The sequence below is a fragment of the Wolbachia endosymbiont (group A) of Bombylius major genome (genome assembly GCF_947251895.1).
Classification (GTDB): Bacteria; Pseudomonadota; Alphaproteobacteria; order Rickettsiales; family Anaplasmataceae; genus Wolbachia; species Wolbachia pipientis.
Genome location: NZ_OX366395.1, coordinates 560,088 through 583,998 on the forward strand (window position 1 = coordinate 560,088; position 23,911 = coordinate 583,998).

At 34.4% G+C, this 23,911-nt stretch carries 23 protein-coding genes and 1 pseudogene; 21 read left to right on the plus strand and 3 right to left on the minus strand.

What is annotated here, in order from left to right:
• Nucleotides 1-7 precede the first annotated feature (7 nt).
• The 14 genes from rpsE to OPR49_RS02670 all read left to right on the plus strand — a co-directional run bounded on the left by rpsE (nt 8) and on the right by OPR49_RS02670 (nt 10,349).
• On the plus strand, nt 8-520 hold the full coding sequence (gene rpsE, locus OPR49_RS02605) for a 30S ribosomal protein S5 (RefSeq protein ID WP_010962748.1): 513 nt from the start codon (nt 8-10) through the stop codon (nt 518-520).
• A 3-nt stretch (nt 521-523) separates the two neighbouring features.
• A complete protein-coding gene (rplO, locus tag OPR49_RS02610) occupies nt 524-994 on the plus strand; it encodes a 50S ribosomal protein L15 (RefSeq protein WP_265027364.1) in 471 nt (156 codons plus the stop codon).
• Between the two features lie 3 nt (nt 995-997).
• Complete coding sequence (gene secY / locus OPR49_RS02615; RefSeq protein ID WP_010962747.1) at nt 998-2,326, plus strand: preprotein translocase subunit SecY; 1,329 nt, start codon at nt 998-1,000, stop codon at nt 2,324-2,326.
• On the plus strand, nt 2,323-2,964 hold the full coding sequence (locus OPR49_RS02620; RefSeq protein ID WP_265016141.1) for an adenylate kinase family protein: 642 nt from the start codon (nt 2,323-2,325) through the stop codon (nt 2,962-2,964). Before secY ends, OPR49_RS02620 begins: the two co-directional genes overlap by 4 nt.
• Before the next feature lie 59 nt (nt 2,965-3,023).
• A complete protein-coding gene (gene rpsM / locus OPR49_RS02625) occupies nt 3,024-3,392 on the plus strand; it encodes a 30S ribosomal protein S13 (RefSeq protein WP_010962745.1) in 369 nt (122 codons plus the stop codon).
• Between the two features lie 24 nt (nt 3,393-3,416).
• The gene (gene rpsK, locus OPR49_RS02630) at nt 3,417-3,803 is read left to right on the plus strand and encodes a 30S ribosomal protein S11 (RefSeq protein WP_265027365.1); all 387 of its coding nucleotides are present in this window, start codon (nt 3,417-3,419) and stop codon (nt 3,801-3,803) included.
• A 21-nt stretch (nt 3,804-3,824) separates the two neighbouring features.
• Nucleotides 3,825-4,892 carry a DNA-directed RNA polymerase subunit alpha gene (locus tag OPR49_RS02635; RefSeq protein WP_265027366.1) on the plus strand — a complete coding sequence of 356 codons (1,068 nt, stop codon included), beginning with the start codon at nt 3,825-3,827 and terminating at the stop codon, nt 4,890-4,892.
• Nucleotides 4,893-4,899: 7 nt separating this feature from the next.
• Nucleotides 4,900-5,328, plus strand: a complete 429-nt coding sequence (gene rplQ, locus OPR49_RS02640; protein ID WP_007550873.1) for a 50S ribosomal protein L17 — start codon at nt 4,900-4,902, stop codon at nt 5,326-5,328.
• Between the two features lie 23 nt (nt 5,329-5,351).
• The gene (locus tag OPR49_RS02645; protein WP_265027368.1) at nt 5,352-5,702 is read left to right on the plus strand and encodes a YraN family protein; all 351 of its coding nucleotides are present in this window, start codon (nt 5,352-5,354) and stop codon (nt 5,700-5,702) included.
• Between the two features lie 41 nt (nt 5,703-5,743).
• Complete coding sequence (atpH, locus tag OPR49_RS02650) at nt 5,744-6,304, plus strand: ATP synthase F1 subunit delta (RefSeq protein WP_265027369.1); 561 nt, start codon at nt 5,744-5,746, stop codon at nt 6,302-6,304.
• Nucleotides 6,301-7,842, plus strand: coding sequence for a F0F1 ATP synthase subunit alpha (gene atpA, locus OPR49_RS02655; RefSeq protein WP_265027370.1), 1,542 nt, complete (start codon nt 6,301-6,303; stop codon nt 7,840-7,842). Before atpH ends, atpA begins: the two co-directional genes overlap by 4 nt.
• 9 nt (nt 7,843-7,851) lie before the next feature.
• Nucleotides 7,852-8,346, plus strand: coding sequence for a transcription elongation factor GreA (gene greA / locus OPR49_RS02660; RefSeq protein ID WP_265027371.1), 495 nt, complete (start codon nt 7,852-7,854; stop codon nt 8,344-8,346).
• Between the two features lie 6 nt (nt 8,347-8,352).
• Nucleotides 8,353-8,997, plus strand: a complete 645-nt coding sequence (gene ribB / locus OPR49_RS02665; RefSeq protein WP_265027372.1) for a 3,4-dihydroxy-2-butanone-4-phosphate synthase — start codon at nt 8,353-8,355, stop codon at nt 8,995-8,997.
• A gap of 71 nt (nt 8,998-9,068) precedes the next feature.
• Entirely contained in the window at nt 9,069-10,349 is a 1,281-nt protein-coding gene (locus OPR49_RS02670; RefSeq protein ID WP_265027373.1) for a M48 family metalloprotease, read from the plus strand.
• A 28-nt stretch (nt 10,350-10,377) separates the two neighbouring features.
• Here the strand turns inward: OPR49_RS02670 and OPR49_RS02675 are convergent, their stop codons facing one another.
• Together OPR49_RS02675 and fabG are read right to left on the minus strand one after the other, a co-directional pair.
• Nucleotides 10,378-10,707: a TrbC/VirB2 family protein gene (locus tag OPR49_RS02675; RefSeq protein ID WP_265027374.1), complete on the minus strand. Its 330-nt coding sequence runs from the start codon at nt 10,705-10,707 to the stop codon at nt 10,378-10,380.
• 94 nt (nt 10,708-10,801) lie between these two features.
• On the minus strand, nt 10,802-11,536 hold the full coding sequence (gene fabG / locus OPR49_RS02680) for a 3-oxoacyl-[acyl-carrier-protein] reductase (RefSeq protein ID WP_265027375.1): 735 nt from the start codon (nt 11,534-11,536) through the stop codon (nt 10,802-10,804).
• A 267-nt stretch (nt 11,537-11,803) separates the two neighbouring features.
• Between fabG and OPR49_RS02685 the strand changes: the two genes are divergently transcribed.
• The 6 genes from OPR49_RS02685 to OPR49_RS02710 all read left to right on the plus strand — a co-directional run bounded on the left by OPR49_RS02685 (nt 11,804) and on the right by OPR49_RS02710 (nt 21,489).
• Complete coding sequence (locus OPR49_RS02685; RefSeq protein ID WP_265027376.1) at nt 11,804-13,324, plus strand: HlyD family type I secretion periplasmic adaptor subunit; 1,521 nt, start codon at nt 11,804-11,806, stop codon at nt 13,322-13,324.
• A gap of 1,241 nt (nt 13,325-14,565) precedes the next feature.
• Nucleotides 14,566-15,330, plus strand: a complete 765-nt coding sequence (gene coxB / locus OPR49_RS02690; protein WP_265027377.1) for a cytochrome c oxidase subunit II — start codon at nt 14,566-14,568, stop codon at nt 15,328-15,330.
• A 15-nt stretch (nt 15,331-15,345) separates the two neighbouring features.
• On the plus strand, nt 15,346-16,896 hold the full coding sequence (ctaD, locus tag OPR49_RS02695) for a cytochrome c oxidase subunit I (protein WP_182366648.1): 1,551 nt from the start codon (nt 15,346-15,348) through the stop codon (nt 16,894-16,896).
• A gap of 1 nt (nt 16,897) precedes the next feature.
• Complete coding sequence (locus OPR49_RS02700; protein WP_265027378.1) at nt 16,898-17,785, plus strand: heme o synthase; 888 nt, start codon at nt 16,898-16,900, stop codon at nt 17,783-17,785.
• Nucleotides 17,786-17,960: 175 nt separating this feature from the next.
• The gene (gene rnhA / locus OPR49_RS02705) at nt 17,961-18,398 is read left to right on the plus strand and encodes a ribonuclease HI (RefSeq protein ID WP_265027379.1); all 438 of its coding nucleotides are present in this window, start codon (nt 17,961-17,963) and stop codon (nt 18,396-18,398) included.
• A complete protein-coding gene (locus tag OPR49_RS02710) occupies nt 18,391-21,489 on the plus strand; it encodes a DUF3971 domain-containing protein (RefSeq protein WP_265027380.1) in 3,099 nt (1,032 codons plus the stop codon). Before rnhA ends, OPR49_RS02710 begins: the two co-directional genes overlap by 8 nt.
• A gap of 520 nt (nt 21,490-22,009) precedes the next feature.
• On the opposite strand, the gene OPR49_RS02720 is transcribed toward OPR49_RS02710, so the two are convergent.
• Nucleotides 22,010-23,098, minus strand: coding sequence for an IS481 family transposase (locus tag OPR49_RS02720; protein WP_265027486.1), 1,089 nt, complete (start codon nt 23,096-23,098; stop codon nt 22,010-22,012).
• 67 nt (nt 23,099-23,165) lie between these two features.
• On the opposite strand from OPR49_RS02720, the pseudogene OPR49_RS02725 reads away from it, so the two are divergent.
• Nucleotides 23,166-23,852 (plus strand): annotated as a pseudogene (locus OPR49_RS02725) (integrase core domain-containing protein); the annotation flags it as partial.
• Nucleotides 23,853-23,911 lie beyond the last annotated feature (59 nt).

Here is a 23,911-nt window from a genome sequence, read left to right on the forward strand (position 1 = left end):
TTTGAATATGGCTATAAAGAATTTACAAAATAATAATGATTTATCAGAGCTTTTAGTTTCGGTACGAAGAGTGACAACGGTTACCAAAGGTGGTAGAAGATTTTCATTTTCAATTTTGGTTGTTGTTGGCGATGAGAAGGGTAGGGTAGGGTGTGGAATAGGTAAGCACGCAGAAGTTGCTGAAGCAAGAGTCAAAGCTGTAAATGCTGCAAAGAAATCAATGATTAGAGTGTACTTGCGTGAAGGTAGAACTTTGCATCATGATATTAAAGCTAAATTTTGTTCTGGTGAGATAGTTTTAAGAACCGCAAGAGCCGGAACAGGTATTATTGCTGGTGGAGCGATTAGATCAGTTTTTGAGGTGTTAGGTATAAAGGATGTGGTAGCTAAATCCACTAGATCAAATAATCCTCATAACGTTATATGTGCGGTGTTTAAGGCTTTTGATAGTATGTTATCTCCTCGTCAGGTAGCAAGCAAAAGAGGCAAAAAGATTAGCGAGATAGTTGGAAACAGGTAAAGTATGAATAATGCTGTAAAATTAAACTCTATATTTACTAAATTATCTAAGAAAAAGAAGCCTAAGTTGCTGGGTAGAGGTATCGGTTGTGGTAAAGGTAAAACATCCGGTAGAGGGCATAAAGGGCAGAAGGCTAGAAGTGGAGTTTCTATAAATGGTTTTGAGGGTGGACAACAGTCTATATATACTCGTTTGCCTAAAAGAGGTTTTAAGCCTATACGTAGGAGCATATACTCTATAATTAATGTTGGCGATATACAGCGCTTAATGGAAGCTAAAAAAATAGTGAAAGACTCTGTTATAGATAAGGAGAGGCTGTATAAATTAGGTTTTATAAAGTCTATTAAGGATAAAATTAAACTTCTTAATAAAGGTAAGTTGAGCGAAAAATTTGTGTTTCATATTGATTTTGCGTCAGAAGCTGCAAAAAAATCTGTAGCTTCAGTTGGTGGTAGTGTGGAAATACTATCGTAAGTCATGGGCAATAAATCAGCATTTAATAGCTTGGATCCTACGTTGTTATATAAAGGCGATTTATTAAAGCGTATATTTTTTACGCTAATAGCTTTAATTTGCTATCGCTTGGGTACTTATGTGCCTATTCCTGGAATTAATCTTGATGTAATTAATGATATATTTCCCAAAGATGGCTCAGGCGTTTTTGGAGTATTTAATTTATTTTCTGGTGGTGCATTGGCTAGAATGACAATTCTAGCATTGAACGTTATGCCATATATAATGGCTTCTATCATTATTCAGTTACTTTCTTCTGCGATTAAAGGAATGAAGGAAGTTAAGAATGATGGAGAGTCAGGCCGTAGAAAGATGAATTCTTATATACGCTATCTGACCATAGTAATTTGTGTATTTCAATCAATTCCAATTTTGGTTGGATTGGAAGGGATGAATAGGGAAGGGGTATTGGTTGTAATCGAACCTGGTGTTATGTTTCGTACAATAGGTGTTTTCAGCCTTTTAGGTGGAACTATGCTTTTAATATGGCTTGGTGAACGAATCAGCGCTAGCGGTATAGGCAATGGTATCTCATTAATCATTTTCACGGGTATAATATCAGAGTTACACAGCGCTTTGTCATCTTTGTTAACGTTAAATAAAAACGGTAGCGTATCGTTATTTATTATCCTTTTTGTTTTGGTATTGTTTTTTTTGCTGCTACTCTTAGTCATTTTTGTAGAGTCTTCTTATAGAAAGGTTATTGTTCAACATCCTAAAAAGCAATTTAAAAGATTACATAATGACGATTTTACTTATATTCCATTGAAGATTAATTTATCTGGTGTAGTACCAACCATTTTTGCTAATGCAATTTTATTGACACCTATTTCAATTGCAAATTTCTATAAGGGGCACGCTTTTTCTGATTTTATTTTGAATTACTTTATGGCAAATAAAGTAGTATATATTGTAGCCTATTTGGTGCTGATAGTATTTTTTAATTTTTTCTATACCAATTTTATATTTAATCCAGAGGAAAACGCAGATTTTCTTAAAAAAAATGGTGGTTTTATACCTGGTAGAAGGCCTGGGAAACATACTTCTGATTACCTTCAAGATATAGTTTTTAAGTTGACATTCATTGGCTCTGCGTATTTGGTAGTCATATGTACTGTACCTGAAGTTATGAGATATTATTATGATATACCATTTATTTTTGGTGGGACGAGCTTACTGATTATAGTGAACGTTATTACTGATACTATTATGCAAATACAATCTTATATTTTTTCAAATAGGTACGACAACTGGATAAAGAAATATGAGTCTAAAACGAGGAAAGTAAGATGATCATTACGATTTTTGGTCCTCCAGGTTCTGGTAAAGGTACTCAGTCAAGCTTGTTAATAGCAAAATATAATTTAAAATTAATTTCAGTAGGGGATTTATTAAGGAATATTATATCTAGCAGTAGTGAGTTAGGTAAAAAAATAAAGGGTACCGTGGAATCTGGTAATTTAATTCAAGATGAAATTATATGTGGATTATTACGTGACCAGCTTGCATTAGTGGATGATAATTGCTTATTAGATGGTTTTCCGAGAAATTTAAACCAGGCTCATTTTTTGACTCAAGTTTTGCAAGAAAAATATAATAGGGATGTTGACATTGTAGTTGAGCTGCAGCTTGACGATAATATTGCAATCGATAGGTTAAAAAATCGTCTCGCGTGTTTGGACTGTAAAAGCATATATAGTGTATCTTCTTTTAAGAGTACTACTTGTGCTAAATGTAAAAGTACGAGGTTAGAGAAAAGAATTGATGATGCTGATATGTCTGCAATTGATAAGAGAATAAGTGAATATCACCTTCAAATGAAAGGTTTACGCGAGTATTATAAAGGCAAATTATTAACAATTGACGCTAATTTGAGTGTTGATGAGGTAACGCAAGAGATTGAAAGTAAAATTTCTTGTAATTTGGTTTGACTCTGAGTTGTTTTATGGTATAAATTAAGAGTTGTTATTAATAAAGTATCGAGGTACCAGTGGCACGTATTGCAGGCATAAATATTCCAGTGAGGAAATGTGTTCCTTTTGCATTAACTTATATATATGGTATAGGTATTGCTACTGCGAATGTAATTTGTCACGCTTGCGAAGTTGATAAGCGCAAACGTGTTTCAGAATTACGAGATGAAGATATAGAAAAGATCAGCGGTTTCATTAGACAAAATTATGTTATAGAAGGTGAGCTCAGAAAAGAAGTGGCTATGAACATAAAATCTTTAGTGGAAATGGGATGCTATAGAGGGGTGAGACATAGAAAAGGTTTACCTGTGAGAGGGCAAAGGACTCATACTAATGCTAAGACTCGTAAAGGTAGATCTCGGTTGCCTATTGCTGGGAAAAAATAAAATTTATTATTATTGTGAGTTTTAATGAAAAAAGTCAAAACGGTTGGTAAGAGTAAGAAGGAGTTTATTACTGGTGTTGTCCATATTCGTGCAACTTTTAATAATACTTTTGTAAATGTAACTGATGTTCATGGTAATACGCTATGTCAAACTTCTGTGGGTGCATGTGGTTTTTCAGGTTCGAGAAAATCCACACCTTATGCTGCAGGTAAGGCTGCGGAGTCTGCTGCGAAGAACGCAATGGAGAGATTTGGTATGAAGGTTATCTCTGTAATAATTCGCGGTCCTGGCTTTGGTACCGAAGCTGCGGTTAAAGCACTTCAGAGCTGTGGGTTGACTGTGACTTCAATTGCAGATAAAACCGCAATTCCTCATAATGGGTGCAGGTTAAGAAAAAAAAGAAGAGTATAGGATATTTGAAAAGGTTGTTTTATGTATTATAATAGTGATGTTTCTCTCTGTAGCAATTTAGATAAATTGATTAAACCTAGTTCAGTTAAAGTAATATCAGATGATTCAAGTGAAAAAAGTGATATAGTGCTAGAACCGTTGGAAAGTGGTTTTGCTTTAACATTAGGTAATGCATTAAGACGTGTAATGTTATCTTCTCTTAAAGGTAGTGCTGTTTATGGAATAAAAATTGAAGGTGTAACTCATGAGTTCACTTCAATTCAAGGGGTGAGAGAAGACGTAACTGATATAGTATTAAATATGGGTATGTTGAGGTGTAAATTAAATGGTGCTTCTAATAAATGCTTAAATTTAAACGCTAAAGGGCCTTGCCAGGTATTAGCTGGGATGATAGAAACTGATGATCAATGCTCTATTGTTAATAAAGATTTGTTAATATGTACGCTGGGGCAAAATGTGGAGCTTAACATGACCATATATGTGGCTAGCGGAAAAGGTTATCTTCCTGTAACTAAATATAAAGAAAATGAACTTTTGAAGCTTATGAGTGAACAGGATTTAATTGGTTTTATTCCAGTTAATGCTTTGTATAGCCCTGTCAACAGGGTTTCGTACAGGGTAGAGAACAGTCGTGTTGGCCAAGTGACTGATAAGGATAAGCTGATATTGTCAATTGAAACTGATGGTACAATTTCTCCGAGTCAAGCTGTTGACTCTGCTGCAAGAATATTGCAGGAGCAACTTCAGCCCTTTATTAGTTCTGATGTAAGTTATAAAAAATCGCAGATTTCTTCGTCTAGTGGTGCTAAAGATTTGGGTTATGACCCTGTCTTATTGCGTAAGGTAGATGAAATGGAATTATCTGTCAGGTCTCATAACTGTCTCAAAAACGAAAACATCACTTATATAGGTGATCTTGTGCAAAAGACAGAAGGTGAAATGTTAAGAACTGCTAATTTTGGCAGAAAGTCTTTGAATGAGATTAAGGCAGTTTTGACTAATTTTGGCTTGTCTTTGGGTATGAATGTGCTAAACTGGCCACCTAAGGATATAGATGAGTTGGCTAAACAACATACTGATGAAGATTAGGTGATATATGAAACATGGAATAAAAAAACGTAAACTATCTCGTTGCACTGAACATAGATTATCGACGTTAAAGAATCTATCTATCTCATTAATTAACCATGAGCAGATTGTAACTACTTTACCAAAAGCTAAGGAACTTCGTCCATATGTCGAAAAGTTTATTACAATTGCTAAGAATAAGAATACTTTACATGGTAGAAGACTTTTGCTTTCACGCCTTCATAATAGTAAGTTAGCAGTTGATAAGTTATTAAACGTCTTAGCCAGCCGTTATCAAGATCGTAAAGGTGGGTATTCTAGAATAATAAAATTTAGCACTCGAAAGGGTGATTGCGCTTCAATGGCAGTGATAGAACTGGTTGATAGGGATATTGCAGCAAGAGGTAAGGTTTATAGTAAAAATAAAGAAGGAGGCAAAGTAGTTACACAAAGTTAATTGTTATCATAATTGTTCTTCTTGTGGTAAGTAGGTTACGCTACTTTGTAGGTTACTTTGGCGAGTTATTAGTTTTAGTATATTTAAAACTGAAATGGTATAATGTTATAAAACGCCGTTACCGTTGTAAGTTCGGTGAAATTGACTTAATTGTATCTAAAAAAAAGGAGCTGATTTTTATAGAAGTTAAAACAAGTTTACTTGGAAAAGAAATACCGATATCTCATCTTCAATGTCAGTCTATTATAAATTCTTCTAAGTATTTCTTAAGTAGAAACCTTGGTTTTTTAGATTATTCAGTCAGATATGATTTATATTTTCTTTCCTTAAAGAGAAGACCTGTTTATATAAAAAATGCTTGGATTGAAGAATGAAAGATTTGTAGCTGAATGGATTTAGATTTACTGGATTTAATATGAAAAAGACCCAATACAATAATTTAGTTTCATCTTACGCTAGAGTGCTGTTTCATGTCTCAGGAAGCAGGTTAGGTATTATAAGGAAAGAAGTAGAATTTTTGTTGGCTTTTTTTAAGGATCAACGTGATGTTTTTGTGTACCTATCTCATCCTATGATTTCTTTTGCACAGAAAAAAGAAGTGATGCTTTCTATAAATGAACACTTGAGTGAGAATTTAGTAAAATTTATTATGGTTATATTTGCAAATAAACGCTCTAGTTTATTGATCCTTATATTAGAAAAATTCTTAAGTCTTGCAAGAGAAAATGAAAATGAATTCGAAATTACTATAAAGTCAGCAGAAACTTTAAAGGAATCTGATATAAAAATAATTACTGAATCTTTGAGCTTTCTTGGTAAAATAATAAAAGTAAGCAATGTGGTTGACCCTTCTATACTAGGTGGCTTCGTAGTTAGGTATGGTTTTAATTTGATCGATGCTTCGCTAAAAAGTTACTTGGATAGGTTAGTTGACTTAAGTAAAATGGAAATATTAAAAGTAAGGAATTTTGTATGAAGAACAGTATGAATGTTTCTGAGATAGCAAGTATAATAAGAGAAAAGGTTGAGACGTTTGATAATCCTATAAAGCGGGAAAATATAGGTGAAGTAATTTCAGTAACAGATGGTATCGCATTGGTTTATGGGCTGGAAAAAGCAAAATTCGGTGAAAAGGTATTTTTTGCAAGTGGTGTAGAAGGAATAGTTCTCGATTTAGATCATGATACGGCTGGAATAGTTGTGCTTGGTAATGACCGTGATGTGAAAGAAGGGGACGTTGTAAAATGTAGTGGTGATGTTGTGCAGGTGCCTGTAGGGCATGAATTGTTAGGGAGAGTTGTAAATGCGTTGGGCCATCCTATGGACGACGGTGGGGAAATTAGAGCTAAAAACAGAATGGATATAGAATCTAAAGCGCCAGGCATTATTGATCGTAAGTCTGTGCATGAGCCACTGCAAACAGGAATTAAAATTATAGATTTGCTAATTCCAATAGGTAGAGGGCAGCGTGAATTAATTATTGGTGATAGACAAATTGGTAAAACTACTATTGCGCTTGATACTATTATCAATCAGAAGAAGATTAACGATGAGGTAAACGAAAATCAAAAAGTTTACTGTGTTTATGTTGCTATTGGGCAAAAAATTTCAACAGTAGCAAAAGTGGTAAATAAGCTGAAAGAAAGCGGAGCATTAGAGTATACAACTGTAGTTGTGGCTAGTGCATCTGACTGCGCGCCTATGCAATTTTTAGCACCTTATGCTGGTTGCACTATTGGGGAATTTTTCCGTGACAATGGAATGCATTGTTTGATTATATATGATGATTTATCTAAGCATGCTGTGGCATATAGGCAGATGTCTTTATTGCTCAGACGTCCTCCTGGTCGTGAAGCTTACCCTGGAGATATATTCTATGTACATTCTCGCTTGCTTGAAAGAGCTGCTAAAATGTCTGATAAAAAAGGGCAGGGTTCTTTAACTGCTTTGCCAATTGTCGAAACTCAAGCTGGTGATGTATCTGCATATGTGCCAACAAATGTTATTTCAATCACCGATGGGCAGATCTTTCTTGAGTCTGAATTATTTTATAAAGGATTTCGACCTGCAGTAAATATAGGTTTGTCAGTTTCACGGGTTGGTTCTGCTGCACAACTAAAGTCTGTGAAGAAAGTTGCTGGTTCTATAAAGCTAAGCTTAGCTCAGTATAGAGAATTAGAAGATTTTGCAAAATTTGGTTCTGATCTTGATGATAGTGTTCAATTATCCTTGAATAAGGGTAAATATCTTGTCGAGTTATTAAAGCAAAAACAACATTTACCTATGTCAATAGAAGAGCAAGTAGTGCTGATGTATATTTTTTCTAACCTATATAATCAGTTAAGTAAAGTACAAATAAGTTACATTAATAAATTTGAACATGATCTTATTAATTATTTTCATACTGTACACCCTGGGGTTTTAAAAAAGTTGTCAAATGACATGAGTGATGATATAAAAGGTGATATTTTTAACATTGTGAGTAATTTCGTTACTCAATTTAATTGCGTTTAGGTGGTGATTATGGCTTCATCCATTATTAATAAATTTCCTATGACGAGGGAAGGTTTTGAGAATATGCAAGCCGAACTTGAAAAATTAAAGGAAGAAAAACCTTCTGTGATACAGGCTATTTCTGATGCTCGTGATCAAGGTGATTTGTCTGAAAACGCAGAGTATCATGCAGCACGGGAAAGGTTAGGTTTTATTGAAGGCCGTATAATGGAGATAGAAAGTAAGCTCTTACATGCGGAAGTAATAGAAGTAAAAAATTTGTCTGGTGATTCAGTAATGTTTGGTGCAACTGTGACATTAAGCATGTTAAGTGTTAATAACGGTGAAGTGGAATATGTTTATAAGGTTGTAGGCGAATATGAAGCTGATGTTTCAAAGCAGTTAATATCTACTAGTTCACCACTTGGGAGTGCCTTAATCGGCAAAAAAGTCGGTGAATATGTGGAAGTGACAGTGCCAAATGGAGAGAAATTGTATAAAATAGTTAAGATTGAATTTAAGTAAATTATTATGGTAAAGGCCACTTATGCTTCAATGAGTCTACCAGGTATTTCTTCTGTGGAAGATGTATTAGAGGATGCTCGTTCCGGTAAATTATTCATTTTAGTTGATGATGAAAATAGAGAAAATGAAGGCGATTTGATTGTCTTAGCTGAGAAAATAAAGCCGGAACATATGGCTTTTATGGTTAGGTACGGTACAGGGGTTGTTTGCTTAGCAATGACTAAATTTCACATGAAAAGGTTGGGCCTTAATTTCATGGAAAAGAAAAATATAGGTGAAAATCATACCGCATTTACTACATCAATTGATGCACGTTATGGCATTACAACCGGTGTTTCAGCAGAGGATAGAACGAAAACTATACATGCTGCTATCAACAAGGATGGTACTCAGGATGACATCATAACTCCAGGTCATGTTTTTCCTGTAATTGCACATAAAGGTGGGGTGGCACAACGTGCTGGTCATACTGAAGCGAGTGTTGAAATGGCGAAGTTAGTAGGGTTTGATCATTCAGCAGTTATTTGTGAATTAGTGAATGATGATGGCTCTATGATGCGCTTACCTCAGTTACTTAAATTTGCTGAACAACATAAAATTAAGTTAACTACCATCGACAAACTTATCAGTTACGTTAAAAATTTAAACTAGCGTTTATAAATTTGTATAATTTAAGTGTTAAAATATAGAATTCCTATAAATTATACAAGCACAGAATTTTCATGTTTAGAGTTGCTAAGTTTTTGACCTTATTGTTCTTTTTTGCATATTATAATAATGCTTACTCTATTAACATTATTAGAGATAGTGAAGTGGAAGCAATAGTGAAAGAGCTAGCGCAACCTTTATTTTCTGCTGCGGATATTGATCATGAGCAAATAAAAGTTTTTATAATTAATGACAATTCGATTAATGCTTTTGTAATTAACAATAACAGTATTTTCATTCATTTAGGACTTTTACAATATTCGGCTAAACCTTATGTCCTGCTTGGTATATTAGCACATGAGATGGCTCACATATCTGCTGGTCATATATTGCAAATGAGTAATGCTATGGGTTATTTTCAATCGATAGCAATGATTAGTTATATGGTAGGATTAGTTTCTAGTATTATCATTAACCCTCAGGTTGCTGGTGCAATTTTGCTTAGTGGTGTAGCGTTCAGTTCAAGGCTATTTTTTAACTATTCTCAAGAGCAAGAAAGTATAGCAGATAGCTATGCTTTAAGGTATCTTGATGAATCTGGCTATGATAATTCAGGTATGAAAGAGATTTTTGATTATTTTAAAAGTATTGAGCATGAGAACACCGAGGAATATTTCCGCACTCACCCACTTAGTGAGAAACGCATATTTGCTGTACAAAATTATAAGGTCAAAAACAACGTAAAACCAATTTTTGCGGATAAGTTACTAAAGTTTGAGCGTGTGGTTGCAAAGCTAGACTCTTTCTTTGCTCCTATTCATGTGTTATCTAATAAATATGAAAATAATTCTGAGTATGTAAATGCTATAGTTTGCTATAGGCAAGGAAAGATAGAAGAGGCTATTGCTAAAATGAATTCATTGATTCAAGAGTCACGCAATGACCCATACCTATATGAATTAAAAGCAGAAATGCTATACAAGGCTGGAAACTTAAGTGAAGCAATAAAAATGTATGAAGAATCGCTTAGGTATTTATCTGAGAAAAACAGTTATTTAGTAAAACTTGCATTATCTCATACTTTATTATTACACAGTGATGCAAAAAAGGCGATTTTTTACCTGGAGCAGATTTTGAATGTAGAACCAAATAACGCTTTTGTCTGGAAATATTTAAGCATTGCATATAAATGTGACGCTGATACGGCAATGCATTATTTTGCTTTGACAAAAAAGGCTTGTATTGAAGGCAATTTAAAGCAATTTACAAAATATGCTGAGCTAGCTGTTAAAACCCTACCAAAAGATAGCCCTTATTTGTTGCAAGTTGAAGATATGAAGCGATTTAATGGATAACAAAAAAGCACTTCTGCACTTTTATGGGTTATTTTCGTCCACACTTTTCCAACATAGCTTTTGCTTCATCGCTTACATTGGGCATAATTTTTGTTATAATAGTTTTAGCGCCAAAAAATACACCACAGAACATGCCTAGAGCAAAGAGGGCTGGCCACGGCATCCTGCCAAATATTGCAAGCAAGGATGCACCAATTATTACTATTGTCATAAGTGGACCGCCTATCCCCCAAACATAACCAATGATATTGCATATTACTTTAGTTGTGTCATCCATATCAGGGTCAGCTGCATAACCTGAGAAAGAGAAAAGCAATACTACACAAAAAACACCAAAAAATCCTATTATAGAGCTCATTTTTTGCCTCTAAATAATAAACTAACGCAAACCTAAACCTACACCTATTTTTATTTTAAAGTAAAAATTATAATTTGTCCATACATAAGTGTTACTACATAAATAACCCACCATTAATGTTAAGCACATGCCCTGTTATATATTTTGCTTCATCACTTGCTAAAAATAAGACCCCTGCTGCTATTTCTTCCCCTGTTCCCATTCTTTTCATTGGAATATTATCTAATATTTTTCCCTTTTGTCCTTCATTTAAAACTTCAGTCATTTTAGTATCTATAAATCCAGGAGCAATACAATTTACTGTTATATTACGACTTGCAACTTCTTTTGCTATAGATTTGCTCATAGCTATTATTCCAGCTTTAGACGCCGCATAATTTGCTTGCCCGGGGTTTCCTGTCAGCCCTATTATTGAGGAAATATTTATAATTCTTCCCCAATTATTCTTAATTAGTTTTCTGCATGCTTCTCTACTCAGCTTAAATGTAGAGCTCAAGTTAATATCAATTACTTTTTGCCATGCTTCATCTGTCATTCTCAATAATAAACTGTCTCGCGTAATACCCGCATTGCATACGAGCCCGTCAAAGCCTTCCATCAGCTCACTTGCTCTGTTTACTAGTTGATTTACTTCCTCAGCATTTGATAAATCACAAGGGAGTACGTGCATATTTTTTTCATATTGTTTAGCAACTTCTTCGAGCACTTCTTTTTTTGTGCCAGAAATACATAAAGTTGCTCCGGCTTTGTGCATAATTTTTACAATTGCTTGCCCTATTCCGCCTGATGCGCCAGTAATCAGGAACTTTCTGCTTTCCAATTTAAGCATAATAACTTTATATTATCTTAATTCCTAACAGAATATTGACTGGTTGGCAATAGATTTCTTACATAATATAAGTAACTCAGATATTCACAAAATAAAGAAAAAGTTATAATAAAGTTAAACGTCAAAAAATTTTAAAAACATAGTTGATGCAGGGAATTGTTACTAAATAGTTTATTCTGGTGCTCTACAGTCTAAATGGAATGCTTAAATTATAGATTCTTTGTTTTTGTGTGTTATCTTGAGTTAACACAAATTCACAGTAGTATTATGATCAGTAAGTTAAAAAAGCTTAGCACTGGATTTTCTTTGACAGGCCTGATTGGCCATAGTGATAATATAAATATGCAAGGAGCAAAAAATAAAAAGAAGAAGTACCCAAAATTTTTGGATAAGACGTTTGCATTGATTGATGCAGTGATAAATTTTATTTTAAAACGCGAAAGTAATAACGTAAATGAAGTCCTGAAAGTAACATGGGGACCACTATTTTTTGGTCTGGTAGTAATACTCATCTTTTTTGGGATAGGTGGTATTTGGTCGGCTATAGCTCCAATTGACGGTGCGGTGCATGCAAGTGGAGAAGTTATTGTATCTTCAAATAGAAAAATAGTTCAACACTTGGGCGGAGGAATAATAAGCAAAATTTTAGTAAAAGAGGGTCAAGCAGTTAAAAAAGATGAGCCTCTAGTTTTGTTGAGTGATGTTAACGAGAAGGCGAATTTAAGTATCATCAAAGAGAAGCTCTTATCATTTTTAGCAACAGAAGCAAGGCTTCTTGCAATCAGAGTAGATTTGGACATGCTCGAGTTTCCTGATGAGGTTAAAAAATTATCTCACGATGAACTTGTAAATAAAGCGATAAAGAATCAAGTAAAGTTGTTCAACTCTCAGAGAAAGAGCATATTGGGAAAAACAGACATACTGCAACAACGTATAAAGCAGTTAAATGATGAATTAGCGGGGCTAAACTTTCAACTAAATGCAGCTCATAAGCAATATGACTTGATAACTGAGGAGTTGGAAACAAAAAGACAATTACTTGATAGTGGCCATATAAGCAAACCACACATTTTAGCTTTAGAAAAGCAGTTTGCTGAAATTGAAGGCAGAGTTGGACATTACCGTTCTGCAATATCTCAAGTGCAGCAAAAAATTGGAGAGAACGAATTAGAAATTATAAACGTGAGAAATGATTCTCAAGAAAGAGCAAACGCTGAACTTAAGGAAGTTAGTACGTCTATTGCAGACTTGAAAGAGAGACTGATGGTTGCTGAAGATTCATTAGCACGTACAATAATTAAATCGCCTCAAGATGGGATAGTCACAGATATAAGATACCATACTGAAGGTGGTGTTATACAATCTGGAGTTCCGATCATGAGCGTAGTGCCATCGGATGATGACCTAATAATAGATGCTAAAATTCAGACCAGAAACATAGAAGAGATACTGTCAGCACAAAAGAAAGATAGCAACATAGTCTCTATTGATGGGCTAGAAGGGCTAAAGGTTAAAGTTCGTTTAAGTGCTTACAGTGCACGTCGTTTAAGTTTAATTAATGGTATAGTAAGCAATATTTCTCCCGATGCCCTTGATGATCCAAGGCTAGGGCGTTATTATTCAGTACGTGTAGTGATACCAAAACCAGAGCTTGCTCAGTTTAAAAACGTATACCTATACCCTGGTATGCCAGCAGAAGTGTACATAGTTACTCAATCTCGTACTCTTTTATCATTCTTGTTTACGCCTATAATTGCAACAGTCGATAGGTCTTTTATAGAAAGGTAGCTCACTCGTTAAAGTAGTAGTGAAAGTGCCGTAATAAAATTTAGGTACATAATTAGACAATAGGCTTCTTGCATCACCTCCCAAGCCACAATTGTTATTCAGTAGAAACGAAAAACTTCCTTGACAAACTCCGCCAGCCCCCTTATCATGAAACTGAAGCTATTTATTTATCTTCGCAATCTGTGCAGGTTAATGACAAAAAACTTAGGGTATTTGGCGTCTCATGTTTAATTTTTCGCACTACGTGCATCGCATGTCTTTAAAAATTTTTAGGTTTTTACCTATATAAGCCGAAACGCGCTTACGAAGCGTTTAAGACAGCAAAAAACGTCAAATTGACAAGGGAGAATTTGAATGCTAGCTACTACGGGGTTTCTTTGCCTTTTTTCCTGCTTAGTAAATTTCTTAAACACTTGCGATGTAGGTTAGTTGCAAGTTAAAAGCAACTAAATCGCTCTTAATCAAGCGTTTTAGAATAAAAAAAACGCCGATATTTTAGTACATAGTAAATAGCCAACTACCACGGGGCTTCTTTTGCCTTTTTTTTATTTGGTAGATTTCTTAATGTTTATGGCTAAACGACAATCATCATCCAGCTACGTGTTAGCGGGATCTATGCTTTGAGATACTGCGAATGAATCGCGGTATGACGGTTAAGTAAGGGATCTATGCTAAGAGATGCCAAAGACCTTCATGAAACTTTGCCCATTTGGCTTCTCTAAAGATTTCGTTTACAGAATCTAGTAACTCAGCTATGCAGAATGAAAAAAGTTTGTATGGTATATAAATAGTGTGTTTTTTTTGTAATTATTTTCTATAATACGCAAACCTTTGGTTCAGTAAATGCTACCATAGGCATTAAAAGTTAATTAGCAAACTGCAATGTATAATGAAATAAAGATACTTGCAAGATTTTGATCTTGCAAATCATAAACTTATCATAAAGTTTAATAGTGTCTGTTACTGCTTTTAGGTGTGAGGCTAGAGGGTTATTAGCAGTAACAGACACTATTAAACTTATTATAGAATTCACTTAAAGTAAATACTTAATTTAAAATATTATAATATTTTTACTTACAATAGATTTATGTAAATGCTTTTTTCCTCAAATTAGTATTGTACTATTATACTTGTTGAATGCTAAAAAATTATTAACCATCACTAATCTCTATTTGCATAGTAAGTTTATATACACTATTATACAGTATATCACTTAGTTTTATAGCAAACAAACAAAAGATATGGTGAAGTTATTTGCACTATTGATAATATTTTACTCAAATATATCTGTTACCTCTGCTCCTACTTCCTGGCAATTTGGATTTCCTGCTCCTGCAACTGAAGTAATGGAGGCTGTAGTTAGGTCACATTCGTTTGTGATGCTTGTGATGGTTGCAATAATGCTCTTTGTGTGGGCGCTGCTTGCTTATGTAGTATTTCGCTTTCGTAAAAGCAAAGTGGCAAACGTAAGCCAAACTAATCACAATGTTCTTTTAGAAATTGTTTGGTTTGTTATACCAACGATTATTGTTGGAATATTAGCCTTTGAAAACGCTAAATTACTGAAGCTACAGGAAGAAATACCGAAAGCTGATATAACACTAAAAGTTATTGGCCATCAATGGTATTGGAGCTACCAATATCCAGAATATCAAGGTGTGTCATTTGATAGTTATATTAAGGGAAAAGAAGACTTTATCGAAGGAGATTTAAAGCTATTCTCTGTTGATAACAACATCATTTTACCCGTTAATACTAACGTTCGTTTACAAGTTACAGCAGGAGATGTGATACACAGTTGGGGAGTACCGGCTTTCGGTGTAAAAATTGATGCGATACCAGGTAGGCTGAATGAGGCGTGGTTTAATATCAAAAAGCCTGGTGTTTATTATGGGCAGTGCTACGAATTGTGTGGTCAAGGCCATGGATTTATGCCAATTGTTGTTGAAGCAGTAAGCAAAGAAGATTTTAATAAGTGGATTGAAAATAGAAAATTAGTGAGTTAAATTTGGAGTATAGATATGAGTGACGCACCAAAGGGCATAAAGCGTTGGTTGTTTTCCACCAACCATAAAGACATAGGGACACTGTACATTATTTTTTCCATATTAGCTGGAATTATTGGTGGATTATTATCGGTGATTATTCGCACTCAGCTAATGCACATTAATATACTTAACAATAACTATCAATTATATAACGTAATGGTTACAGGGCATGCGTTGATAATGGTGTTTTTTATGATAATGCCAGCCCTCATGGGAGGATTTGGTAACTGGTTTGTACCTCTCATGATTGGCGCACCAGATATGGCATTTCCTCGTATGAATAATTTAAGTTTTTGGTTGTTAGTGTCATCTTTTATTTTGCTCATTCTCTCAGTGTTTATTGGTGAAGGTCCAGGTACAGGTTGGACTTTATATCCACCTTTATCACAGGTAATGTCCCATCCAAGTGCAGGAGTTGACCTTGCTATACTTGCACTCCACGTTGCTGGTATGTCGTCAATTGTTGGGGCGATCAACTTTATAGTTACTATATTTAACATGCGCACAAAAGGAATGTCATTAACTAAGATGCCACTGTTTGTTTGGTCTGTCTTGCTAACAGCATTTATGTTGATTGTTGCCTTACCAGTGCTTGCCGGTGCTATAACTATGCTTCTTACTGATCGCAATATTGGTACTTCCTTTTTTGATCCTGCAGGTGGTGGTGACCCTGTGTTATTTCAACATTTATTTTGGTTTTTTGGTCATCCAGAAGTTTACGTAATTATTTTTCCTGCATTTGGCATCATAAGTCAGGTTGTATCAACTTTTTCTCACAGACCTGTATTTGGTTACATAGGGATGGTTTATGCAATGATAGGTATAGCAGTATTTGGCTTTATGGTTTGGGCTCATCATATGTTCACTGTTGGGCTTAGTGCTGACGCTGCTGCATTTTTTAGCACTACCACAATTTTTATCGGTGTTATAACTGGTGTAAAAGTCTTTAGCTGGATTGCAACTATGTGGGGTGGAGCAATTGAGTTTAAGACCCCTATGCTATTTGCACTAGGTTTTATTTTTATGTTTGTTGGCGGTGGCATAACGGGAATAATTCTTTCTCATGGTGGAATAGATAAGCTCCTGCACGACACCTATTATGTTGTTGCTCACTTCCATTATGTCATGTCACTTGCTGCATTATTTGGAGCTTTTGCTGGCTTTTATTATTGGATTGGTAAAATGTCGGGTAAACAATATAATGAGCGCTTAGGTCAAATCCACTTTTGGCTTACTTTTATTAGCACCAATATCACTTTTTTACCTCAACATTTCTTAGGATTAGCTGGTATGCCAAGGCGTATACCTGATTATCCTGATGCGTTTATCCCTTGGAATTATATATCCTCAATTGGCTCATATATGTCCTTTGTTTCAGTTATGTTTTTTGTGTTTATAGTTATACATCTCTTTAAATGGGGCAAGAAAGCTGGAGATAATCCTTGGGAAGGTGACACCTTGGAATGGACGGTATCTTCACCACCGCCTTTTCATACTTTCGAAAAACCACCAGTGGTAAAATAGAATGTACACAAGTGTTTTGCTAAATGTTGAATCAACAATACTGGATTTTTGGCGTTTGCTGAAGCCAAGGATAATGTATCTTGTGGTATTTACTGCAGTTGCTGGTATGGTTACTGCACCAGGTAGTATGCACCCTTTTCTAGCACTAATATCTCTTATATGTGTTGCTCTTGGCTCAGGATCTGCAGGTGCTATAAATATGTGGTATGACAAAGATATAGATCTGCTCATGGAAAGGACAAAAAACCGCCCTATACCTTCAGGTAGAGTTTCTGCAGAAAGCGCGCTTGAATTTGGTATAACTCTTGGAATATTGTCAGTATTTATCATGGCAATAGCAGTAAATTATATTTCTGCTGCTTTGCTTGCAGTTAGCATATTATTTTACGTTTTCGTATATACAATTTGGCTAAAAAGGCGTACTCCGCAGAATATCGTTATCGGTGGTGCAGCAGGTGCTTTTCCTCCAATGATTGGCTGGGCAGCTGTAACTAATTCTGTCAGTTGGGAAAGTTTCATTTTATTTTTAGTAATTTTTATGTGGACTCCGCCACACTTTTGGGCCCTATCTTTAAATAAGTCTGAAGACTATGCAAAGGCATCGATTCCAATGTTCAATATTGTTTATGGTCCGGAAAAAACAAGAAAATATATATTAATTTATAGTGTCTTGCTGGTGCTAACTAGCTTGCTTCCAGCTCTATTCTTGAAAAGGGCTTTACTTTATCTAAGCATGGCAATTTTTGCAGGTTGCATCTTTATTTGGTACGCTATATCAATTCTCAGATTCAAGAACCACAACTCACAGAAACAAATGTTTTCTTACTCAATTTCTTATCTATTTTCCCTATTCGCCAGTATTATTTTTTGTTCTATTGATTTATTTTAGTTATGAAAGAACGGCAGAAACATAAAAACCATTTTTTCCTTTTCCTTTTGGTAATGCTCGTTGTCACACTTTTTTTTGTTTCTATAATAAAATTTAAAGGTGCAGCTTAAACTACCTTTAGAAATTGTGCTTTCATAAAAGCAACTATATACTTTGTTAACCGATATAAACAAAGATGAGTAAAAAAGAAGTGACAATATATACAGATGGGGCGTGTTCTGGTAATCCTGGAGCGGGAGGATGGGCAGCTATCATATTATTTCAAGATTATAGAAAAGACATTTATGGTAGAGAAGAAAATACCACAAACAATAAAATGGAGTTAACAGCGGTGATCAATGGACTAAAAGTATTGAAATTTTCTTGTAATATTAATTTATATACGGATAGTCTTTATATTAAGCATGGCATAACAGAATGGATAAATAAGTGGAAAATGAATGGTTGGAAAACAAGTAATAAAAAATCAGTAAAAAATATGGAATTGTGGAAAGAGCTAGACGACGTTGCTTCACAACACGAAATTGATTGGAAGTGGGTTAAAGCACACAGTGGCGATAAGTATAATGAGGAGGCTGATAGTTTAGCAAGAAAAGCAATAATCGATGCTTAAAAAAATCACTATATCACTTTCCATAGTTCTATTGTTTGTATTCTGCTTATTTGTCTTTTTTAAGGGTGAGAGTCCTTTAGAAATCAATATTAATTATATTAATTTTTATGTTAAACATAAAATATCAAAGATATTTGTTGGCTCAAGCGTTAATATGGAGAATACCTCAGTTGTTTGGCAGAAAGGTAGTAAAGATCCGTATTTAGTCATTACAGATTTGGCAATAGCAAATCCTAATTTTACTATAAAAGTTCCTGAGCTTTTTGTACATTTTAAGTTAAGTTCCTTATTTGAAGCTAGCACAAATCTCTCTCAGGTTTCAGCTGATAATGTGCATGTATATATCAAGAGAGAAGAAACTAATGTTAATCCGCAAAACTCATTAGACCTTTTGGATAATCATTATTTAAGTAATAACCGCCTTCCTTCGGTGTCATTCCAGCGCGTGACGCTGGAATCTAGAAAAAAAGAAACCTGGATCCCAGTGTCAAGCACTGGGATGACAGGAAAAAAAGATACTGGGATGACAGGGAAGAATTTCAAGATGACAGAAAGCAGTGCAAAAAATCTATTAAAAACAATAAGGGAATTTTTTTTTGACTTAAATGCGGATTCAAAAATTGAATTTACTAACATCGCTATTGATAAAAGCACAGAAGATGAATTTTTTATTGATAAATTATATATAGGGAAGGGGGAAGATTTTAATGTTTTAGATATTCATGTGAATACAAAAGATGGAAAGGGATTTTTGGATGATTTATCAATTACGATAAAAAATCGCAACAATTTGCTAAATGTGTACGGGACATTTTATGATCTAAAATTGGGACTATTGAACAAGTTTTCTACATTAGTTAAAAGCTACAATTTGGACAAAAATATAGGATTCAAAGGAAGCTTCTCAGTGAAAATTAATAAAAAGGATGAAATTGTAGATGGAAATATATACGTATTGAATACAGAAAATTATTTGAACAAAAATTTGGCCTTAACTAATGTAAATATAAATTTAACATATAGTGATGGAATTATTAGTGTAAAAAACTTCCATTTTAAGTTAAATGACACGTATCTCTCTTTGATAGGCAAAATGAACTTTAGTACAAGTCATGCTTTGTTTAGAATTAATATTAGTAAGTTTGCTGCAAAGGATTTATGTACTTATGTACCAGATGGTATAGTGAATAGTAAATTTAAAAGCTGGTATTGTGATAATATTGATGGGAATGTTTTAAACACAATTGTAAGTTTCAATGGCAAAATTAAAAATTTATTTAATGACGATCTGTCAGATATCGTAGTAGTTGCTGATATAGAAAACGGTAGCGTAAAATTTGATGAAGATTTTGAGCAAGTAAAGGAATTAAAGGGTGATTTGATCATCAAGAATAACGATCTTGAAATTACTGTAAATAGCGCTAAGTTTCAGAATTTCACTATTAATGGTGGTGATATTGAAATGAAATCTCTCGATAAGGAAAATTCAGTTTTAACCATTAATGGCCAAGCTGTAAGTGATGCGTATGGTTTATATGAGCCTATAAGATTTAAGCTGGATGATGTGGTGAAGGTTGAAAGGGATAAAGTAAGTGGAATGGCAAAATCCGTATTTAATTTTCGCATTTTTAATCTAAACGTTGATGACAAAAAAGTAGATTTTTCGGCCAATTTTCATTCTGAAATTGACAATTTGGCCGTCTATAATGCAAGTCTTGGTAAATATGATATTAAGCTTAGTTTTGGCAGTGACTTTATAGATTTAAATGGTAGTGGTATGGTGAATAACACACAGCTATTATTTGACCTGAAAAGTAGCAATAGGAATGAAAGTTTTGCCTGGAATTTGACCGGAGATTTACCCGCTCAAATACTTAATTTTGATGAAAATATAGGTGGCTATGTCAATACAAATATAGAATCGGTGATAAATCAAGATAAGACGGGGCATGTTAATGGTAATATGGATTTATCAGAGCTTGAATCACGTTCAAGTTATTTAGGATGGAAAAATCGTTTTGAAGATCACAATAAAATTTTGTTTTCTACAAGGTTAAAAGGAGCAGGTGAATTGTTAATAGACAAATTAGATGTTGTAGGAAATGACCTAGATATAAAATTCAGCGGAAGAGTAGAAAATGGAAATTTATATTTAAATTCTAGTAGTTTTAAATTGCCTGATAATGATTTTAGTATAGAAATTGAATCAGGTAAGGAAAAAAATGCCATAACTATTTATGGTGAGAAAATCAATTTGAGTGATATTTTAGGCTTGCTTGGCAAAAACAGTAATGGATTAAACAAAGATATAGAGATTAGTATGAATGTTGACAATGTAATCATGAAAGAAGGCATCGTTATCAAAAATGCTAAGCTGAATGTAACCTGCACTAAAGGTAATTGCAATGGAAGTCAATTTACAGGGCAGTTTCTGGAAGATAGCAGCAACATACTAGCAGAATACAGTGGAATAGGGCTCGAAATATATGCGGATAATGCAGGTATGCTTTTGCGTTCCTTAGGCATTAGTAAATCAATTAAAAACGGCAAATTGTCTTTTTATCTCTCTCTTCAGAGAGAAAGTGGAGAACATTATGGTACGTTATCCATTAGCAATTTCTACATCAAAGATGCTCCACTACTTACTACTTTATTGTCGATGTCTTCATTGCCTGGCATTGTAAATGCCATAAAAAATGAAGGTGTATACTTTTATAAATGTAATGTACCTTTCTCATACAAAGATGGCTCTGTTGAAATTGAAGAATCTTGGCTTGAAGGAGCGGAATTAGGCATTAGCACTAGCGGTAAGCTCGACATTAGAAATTATAAATTCCAAGTTGAAGGACAGGTAATACCAGCATATTCAATTAATAAATCTTTGTTAAAAATTCCTATAATTGGGAAACTTCTTACTGGCGGGAAAAGTAGGGGAATCGTTTCAATAGACTATAAAGCAAGTGGTGATGACAAAAACAATAACGTATCTGTTGATCTTATCTCTTCGCTAACTCCAAACCTATTAAAGAGGTTATTGGGAGTGTTTGATCACATTATGACAAAAACTAACAAGGCTATTGTCAGCAATTAAAGTGGTATGAAAAAAAAATTTGGTTCGATATGACCAAAAGGGAAATTATTTAACAAAATTATAGACAAAAATGCAAGAATTTCAGAATGATCCACCTAATTTTTCATCTAATTATTTAAGTGATGCCACTCCCTTTAGCCTCTCTATATTTGCTGAACAACTAAAAAGGGTAGGGGGTGGTTGTAAATTATATCTGTTCAGCAGAGTGGCAAAATAAGGTAGACGAGAAAAGACAACTATAGGAACAAATGAGTGTCATCCCAGTGCCCAGACACTGGGATCCAGAAAATTTGATTGTGTACTATACAACATTTTCGATCAAAAGCTGGATTCCAGTGTCAAGCACTGGAATGACATCACAGGGGCACTGGAATTTTTGTTTCAATATTTGTACATTAGCCATGCATCTGAACAGATACTGTAAATTAGCTATATTACATTAGCCCATCAGATGAGTTGTAATGGTTATAATTGTCTGATAAGTGATGTAAAAGACAAGATTTAATCTGACAGAGAAGAATTAACTGACAGAAGAATTGACGTAGTCAAAACTAATATCAGGCTGTTGTTTAATGCTACTAATATTTTTCTGAAAAGCAATATGTTTACTGTCAAAAAACGTTTGCATAGGTGTTTTGCCATAGCAGTATTTGCCTGAGTGAGGCCTTGTCTCATTGTAAGAACGCAACCAATGATCAACATCGATCTGTAGATCCTCCAAAGAATAGTAGATTTTCTTTCTAAAGATAATATTGTAACACTCATCTTGCATAGTTCTATGGAATCTTTCACATATGCCATTAGTTTGTGGAGAGTTGGCTTTGGTTCTAGAATGATCGATATTTTCGATTCCTAAATATAGCTGATAAGCGTGATTTTCGGGCTTGCCACAATACTCCGTACCCCTATCAGTTAGAATGCGTAATAATGGAATTCTCTGCTCATCAAAAAATGGGATAACTCTATCGTTAAGAAGATCTGCAGCTGTAATAGCTGTTCTGTCCGTGTAAAGTTTAACCATTGCAACTCTGGAATAAGTATCAACAAAAGTTTGCTGATAAATGCGCCCTATGCCTTTGATATTGCCCACATAATAGGTATCTTGAGAACCCAAATAACCTGGATGTTGCGTCTCAATTTCACCATGAGCTTCCCTTTGTTCTTTCACTTTTTCTAAAGCTGCAAGTTGTTCTTCAGTTAAAATGATTCCGTCTTGAGCTACTTTTGCCTCCAGTGCTTTAAGTCTCTTTTTCAAAGTTTCAAGGTCATTTCTTAGCCATACAGATCTTACTCCTCCTTGGGAAATTATTATACCTCTTTTTCTCAGCTCATTTGCAGCTCTTTCTTGTCCATATGCAGGAAATTCTGTAGCTATGCCAATTATTGCTCTTTCTATATCTTCCGAAACTCTGTTTGCTAATAGCGGTTTTTTCTTACTTATTTCATGTAATGCTTCTTCTCCCCCATTTTCATATAACTCCTTGAATCGATAAAATGTATCTCTTGAGTATCCCATCACTTTGCACGCTTGAGACACATTTCCTAATTGTTTTGCTAGCTCTAGTAATCCTAGTTTTGGTTTTAGTATTTTTGTTTGTATTGTACTCATTTCTAACACTCCTTATTTTTATTATTCTTAACTTACTTTTTTAAAGTGTCATATCAAGTCCTGTTTAATACATTTAACTGAAGAACAACTTGCAGCTTTAGAAAAAGTGAAAGAACAAAGGGAAGCTCATGGTGAAATTGAGACGCAACATCCAGGTTATTTGGGTTCTCAAGATACCTATTATGTGGGCAATATCAAAGGCATAGGGCGCATTTATCAGCAAACTTTTGTTGATACTTATTCCAGAGTTGCAATGGTTAAACTTTACACGGACAGAACAGCTATTACAGCTGCAGATCTTCTTAACGATAGAGTTATCCCATTTTTTGATGAGCAGAGAATTCCATTATTACGCATTCTAACTGATAGGGGTACGGAGTATTGTGGCAAGCCCGAAAATCACGCTTATCAGCTATATTTAGGAATCGAAAATATCGATCATTCTAGAACCAAAGCCAACTCTCCACAAACTAATGGCATATGTGAAAGATTCCATAGAACTATGCAAGATGAGTGTTACAATATTATCTTTAGAAAGAAAATCTACTATTCTTTGGAGGATCTACAGATCGATGTTGATCATTGGTTGCGTTCTTACAATGAGACAAGGCCTCACTCAGGCAAATACTGCTATGGCAAAACACCTATGCAAACGTTTTTTGACAGTAAACATATTGCTTTTCAGAAAAATATTAGTAGCATTAAACAACAGCCTGATATTAGTTTTGACTACGTCAATTCTTCTGTCAGTTAATTCTTCTCTGTCAGATTAAATCTTGTCTTTTACAAAAATTTCAGATATTATAGCCTTTT

What these genes read in the sequence shown, in the direction of transcription:
- atpA (WP_265027370.1), top strand. Translation starts at nt 6,301, where the DNA reads ATGAAGAACAGTATGAATGTTTCTGAGATAGCAAGTATAATAAGAGAA.
- rpsE (WP_010962748.1), top strand. Translation starts at nt 8, where the DNA reads ATGGCTATAAAGAATTTACAAAATAATAATGATTTATCAGAGCTTTTA.
- coxB (WP_265027377.1), top strand. Translation starts at nt 14,566, where the DNA reads ATGGTGAAGTTATTTGCACTATTGATAATATTTTACTCAAATATATCT.
- rplQ (WP_007550873.1), top strand. Translation starts at nt 4,900, where the DNA reads ATGAAACATGGAATAAAAAAACGTAAACTATCTCGTTGCACTGAACAT.
- OPR49_RS02670 (WP_265027373.1), top strand. Translation starts at nt 9,069, where the DNA reads ATGTTTAGAGTTGCTAAGTTTTTGACCTTATTGTTCTTTTTTGCATAT.
- atpH (WP_265027369.1), top strand. Translation starts at nt 5,744, where the DNA reads ATGAAAAAGACCCAATACAATAATTTAGTTTCATCTTACGCTAGAGTG.
- secY (WP_010962747.1), top strand. Translation starts at nt 998, where the DNA reads ATGGGCAATAAATCAGCATTTAATAGCTTGGATCCTACGTTGTTATAT.
- rnhA (WP_265027379.1), top strand. Translation starts at nt 17,961, where the DNA reads ATGAGTAAAAAAGAAGTGACAATATATACAGATGGGGCGTGTTCTGGT.
- OPR49_RS02675 (WP_265027374.1), bottom strand. Translation starts at nt 10,707, where the DNA reads ATGAGCTCTATAATAGGATTTTTTGGTGTTTTTTGTGTAGTATTGCTT.
- rplO (WP_265027364.1), top strand. Translation starts at nt 524, where the DNA reads ATGAATAATGCTGTAAAATTAAACTCTATATTTACTAAATTATCTAAG.
- greA (WP_265027371.1), top strand. Translation starts at nt 7,852, where the DNA reads ATGGCTTCATCCATTATTAATAAATTTCCTATGACGAGGGAAGGTTTT.
- rpsK (WP_265027365.1), top strand. Translation starts at nt 3,417, where the DNA reads ATGAAAAAAGTCAAAACGGTTGGTAAGAGTAAGAAGGAGTTTATTACT.
- fabG (WP_265027375.1), bottom strand. Translation starts at nt 11,536, where the DNA reads ATGCTTAAATTGGAAAGCAGAAAGTTCCTGATTACTGGCGCATCAGGC.
- OPR49_RS02710 (WP_265027380.1), top strand. Translation starts at nt 18,391, where the DNA reads ATGCTTAAAAAAATCACTATATCACTTTCCATAGTTCTATTGTTTGTA.
- ribB (WP_265027372.1), top strand. Translation starts at nt 8,353, where the DNA reads ATGGTAAAGGCCACTTATGCTTCAATGAGTCTACCAGGTATTTCTTCT.
- OPR49_RS02700 (WP_265027378.1), top strand. Translation starts at nt 16,898, where the DNA reads ATGTACACAAGTGTTTTGCTAAATGTTGAATCAACAATACTGGATTTT.
- OPR49_RS02620 (WP_265016141.1), top strand. Translation starts at nt 2,323, where the DNA reads ATGATCATTACGATTTTTGGTCCTCCAGGTTCTGGTAAAGGTACTCAG.
- OPR49_RS02720 (WP_265027486.1), bottom strand. Translation starts at nt 23,098, where the DNA reads ATGAGTACAATACAAACAAAAATACTAAAACCAAAACTAGGATTACTA.
- OPR49_RS02635 (WP_265027366.1), top strand. Translation starts at nt 3,825, where the DNA reads ATGTATTATAATAGTGATGTTTCTCTCTGTAGCAATTTAGATAAATTG.
- OPR49_RS02685 (WP_265027376.1), top strand. Translation starts at nt 11,804, where the DNA reads ATGATCAGTAAGTTAAAAAAGCTTAGCACTGGATTTTCTTTGACAGGC.
- ctaD (WP_182366648.1), top strand. Translation starts at nt 15,346, where the DNA reads ATGAGTGACGCACCAAAGGGCATAAAGCGTTGGTTGTTTTCCACCAAC.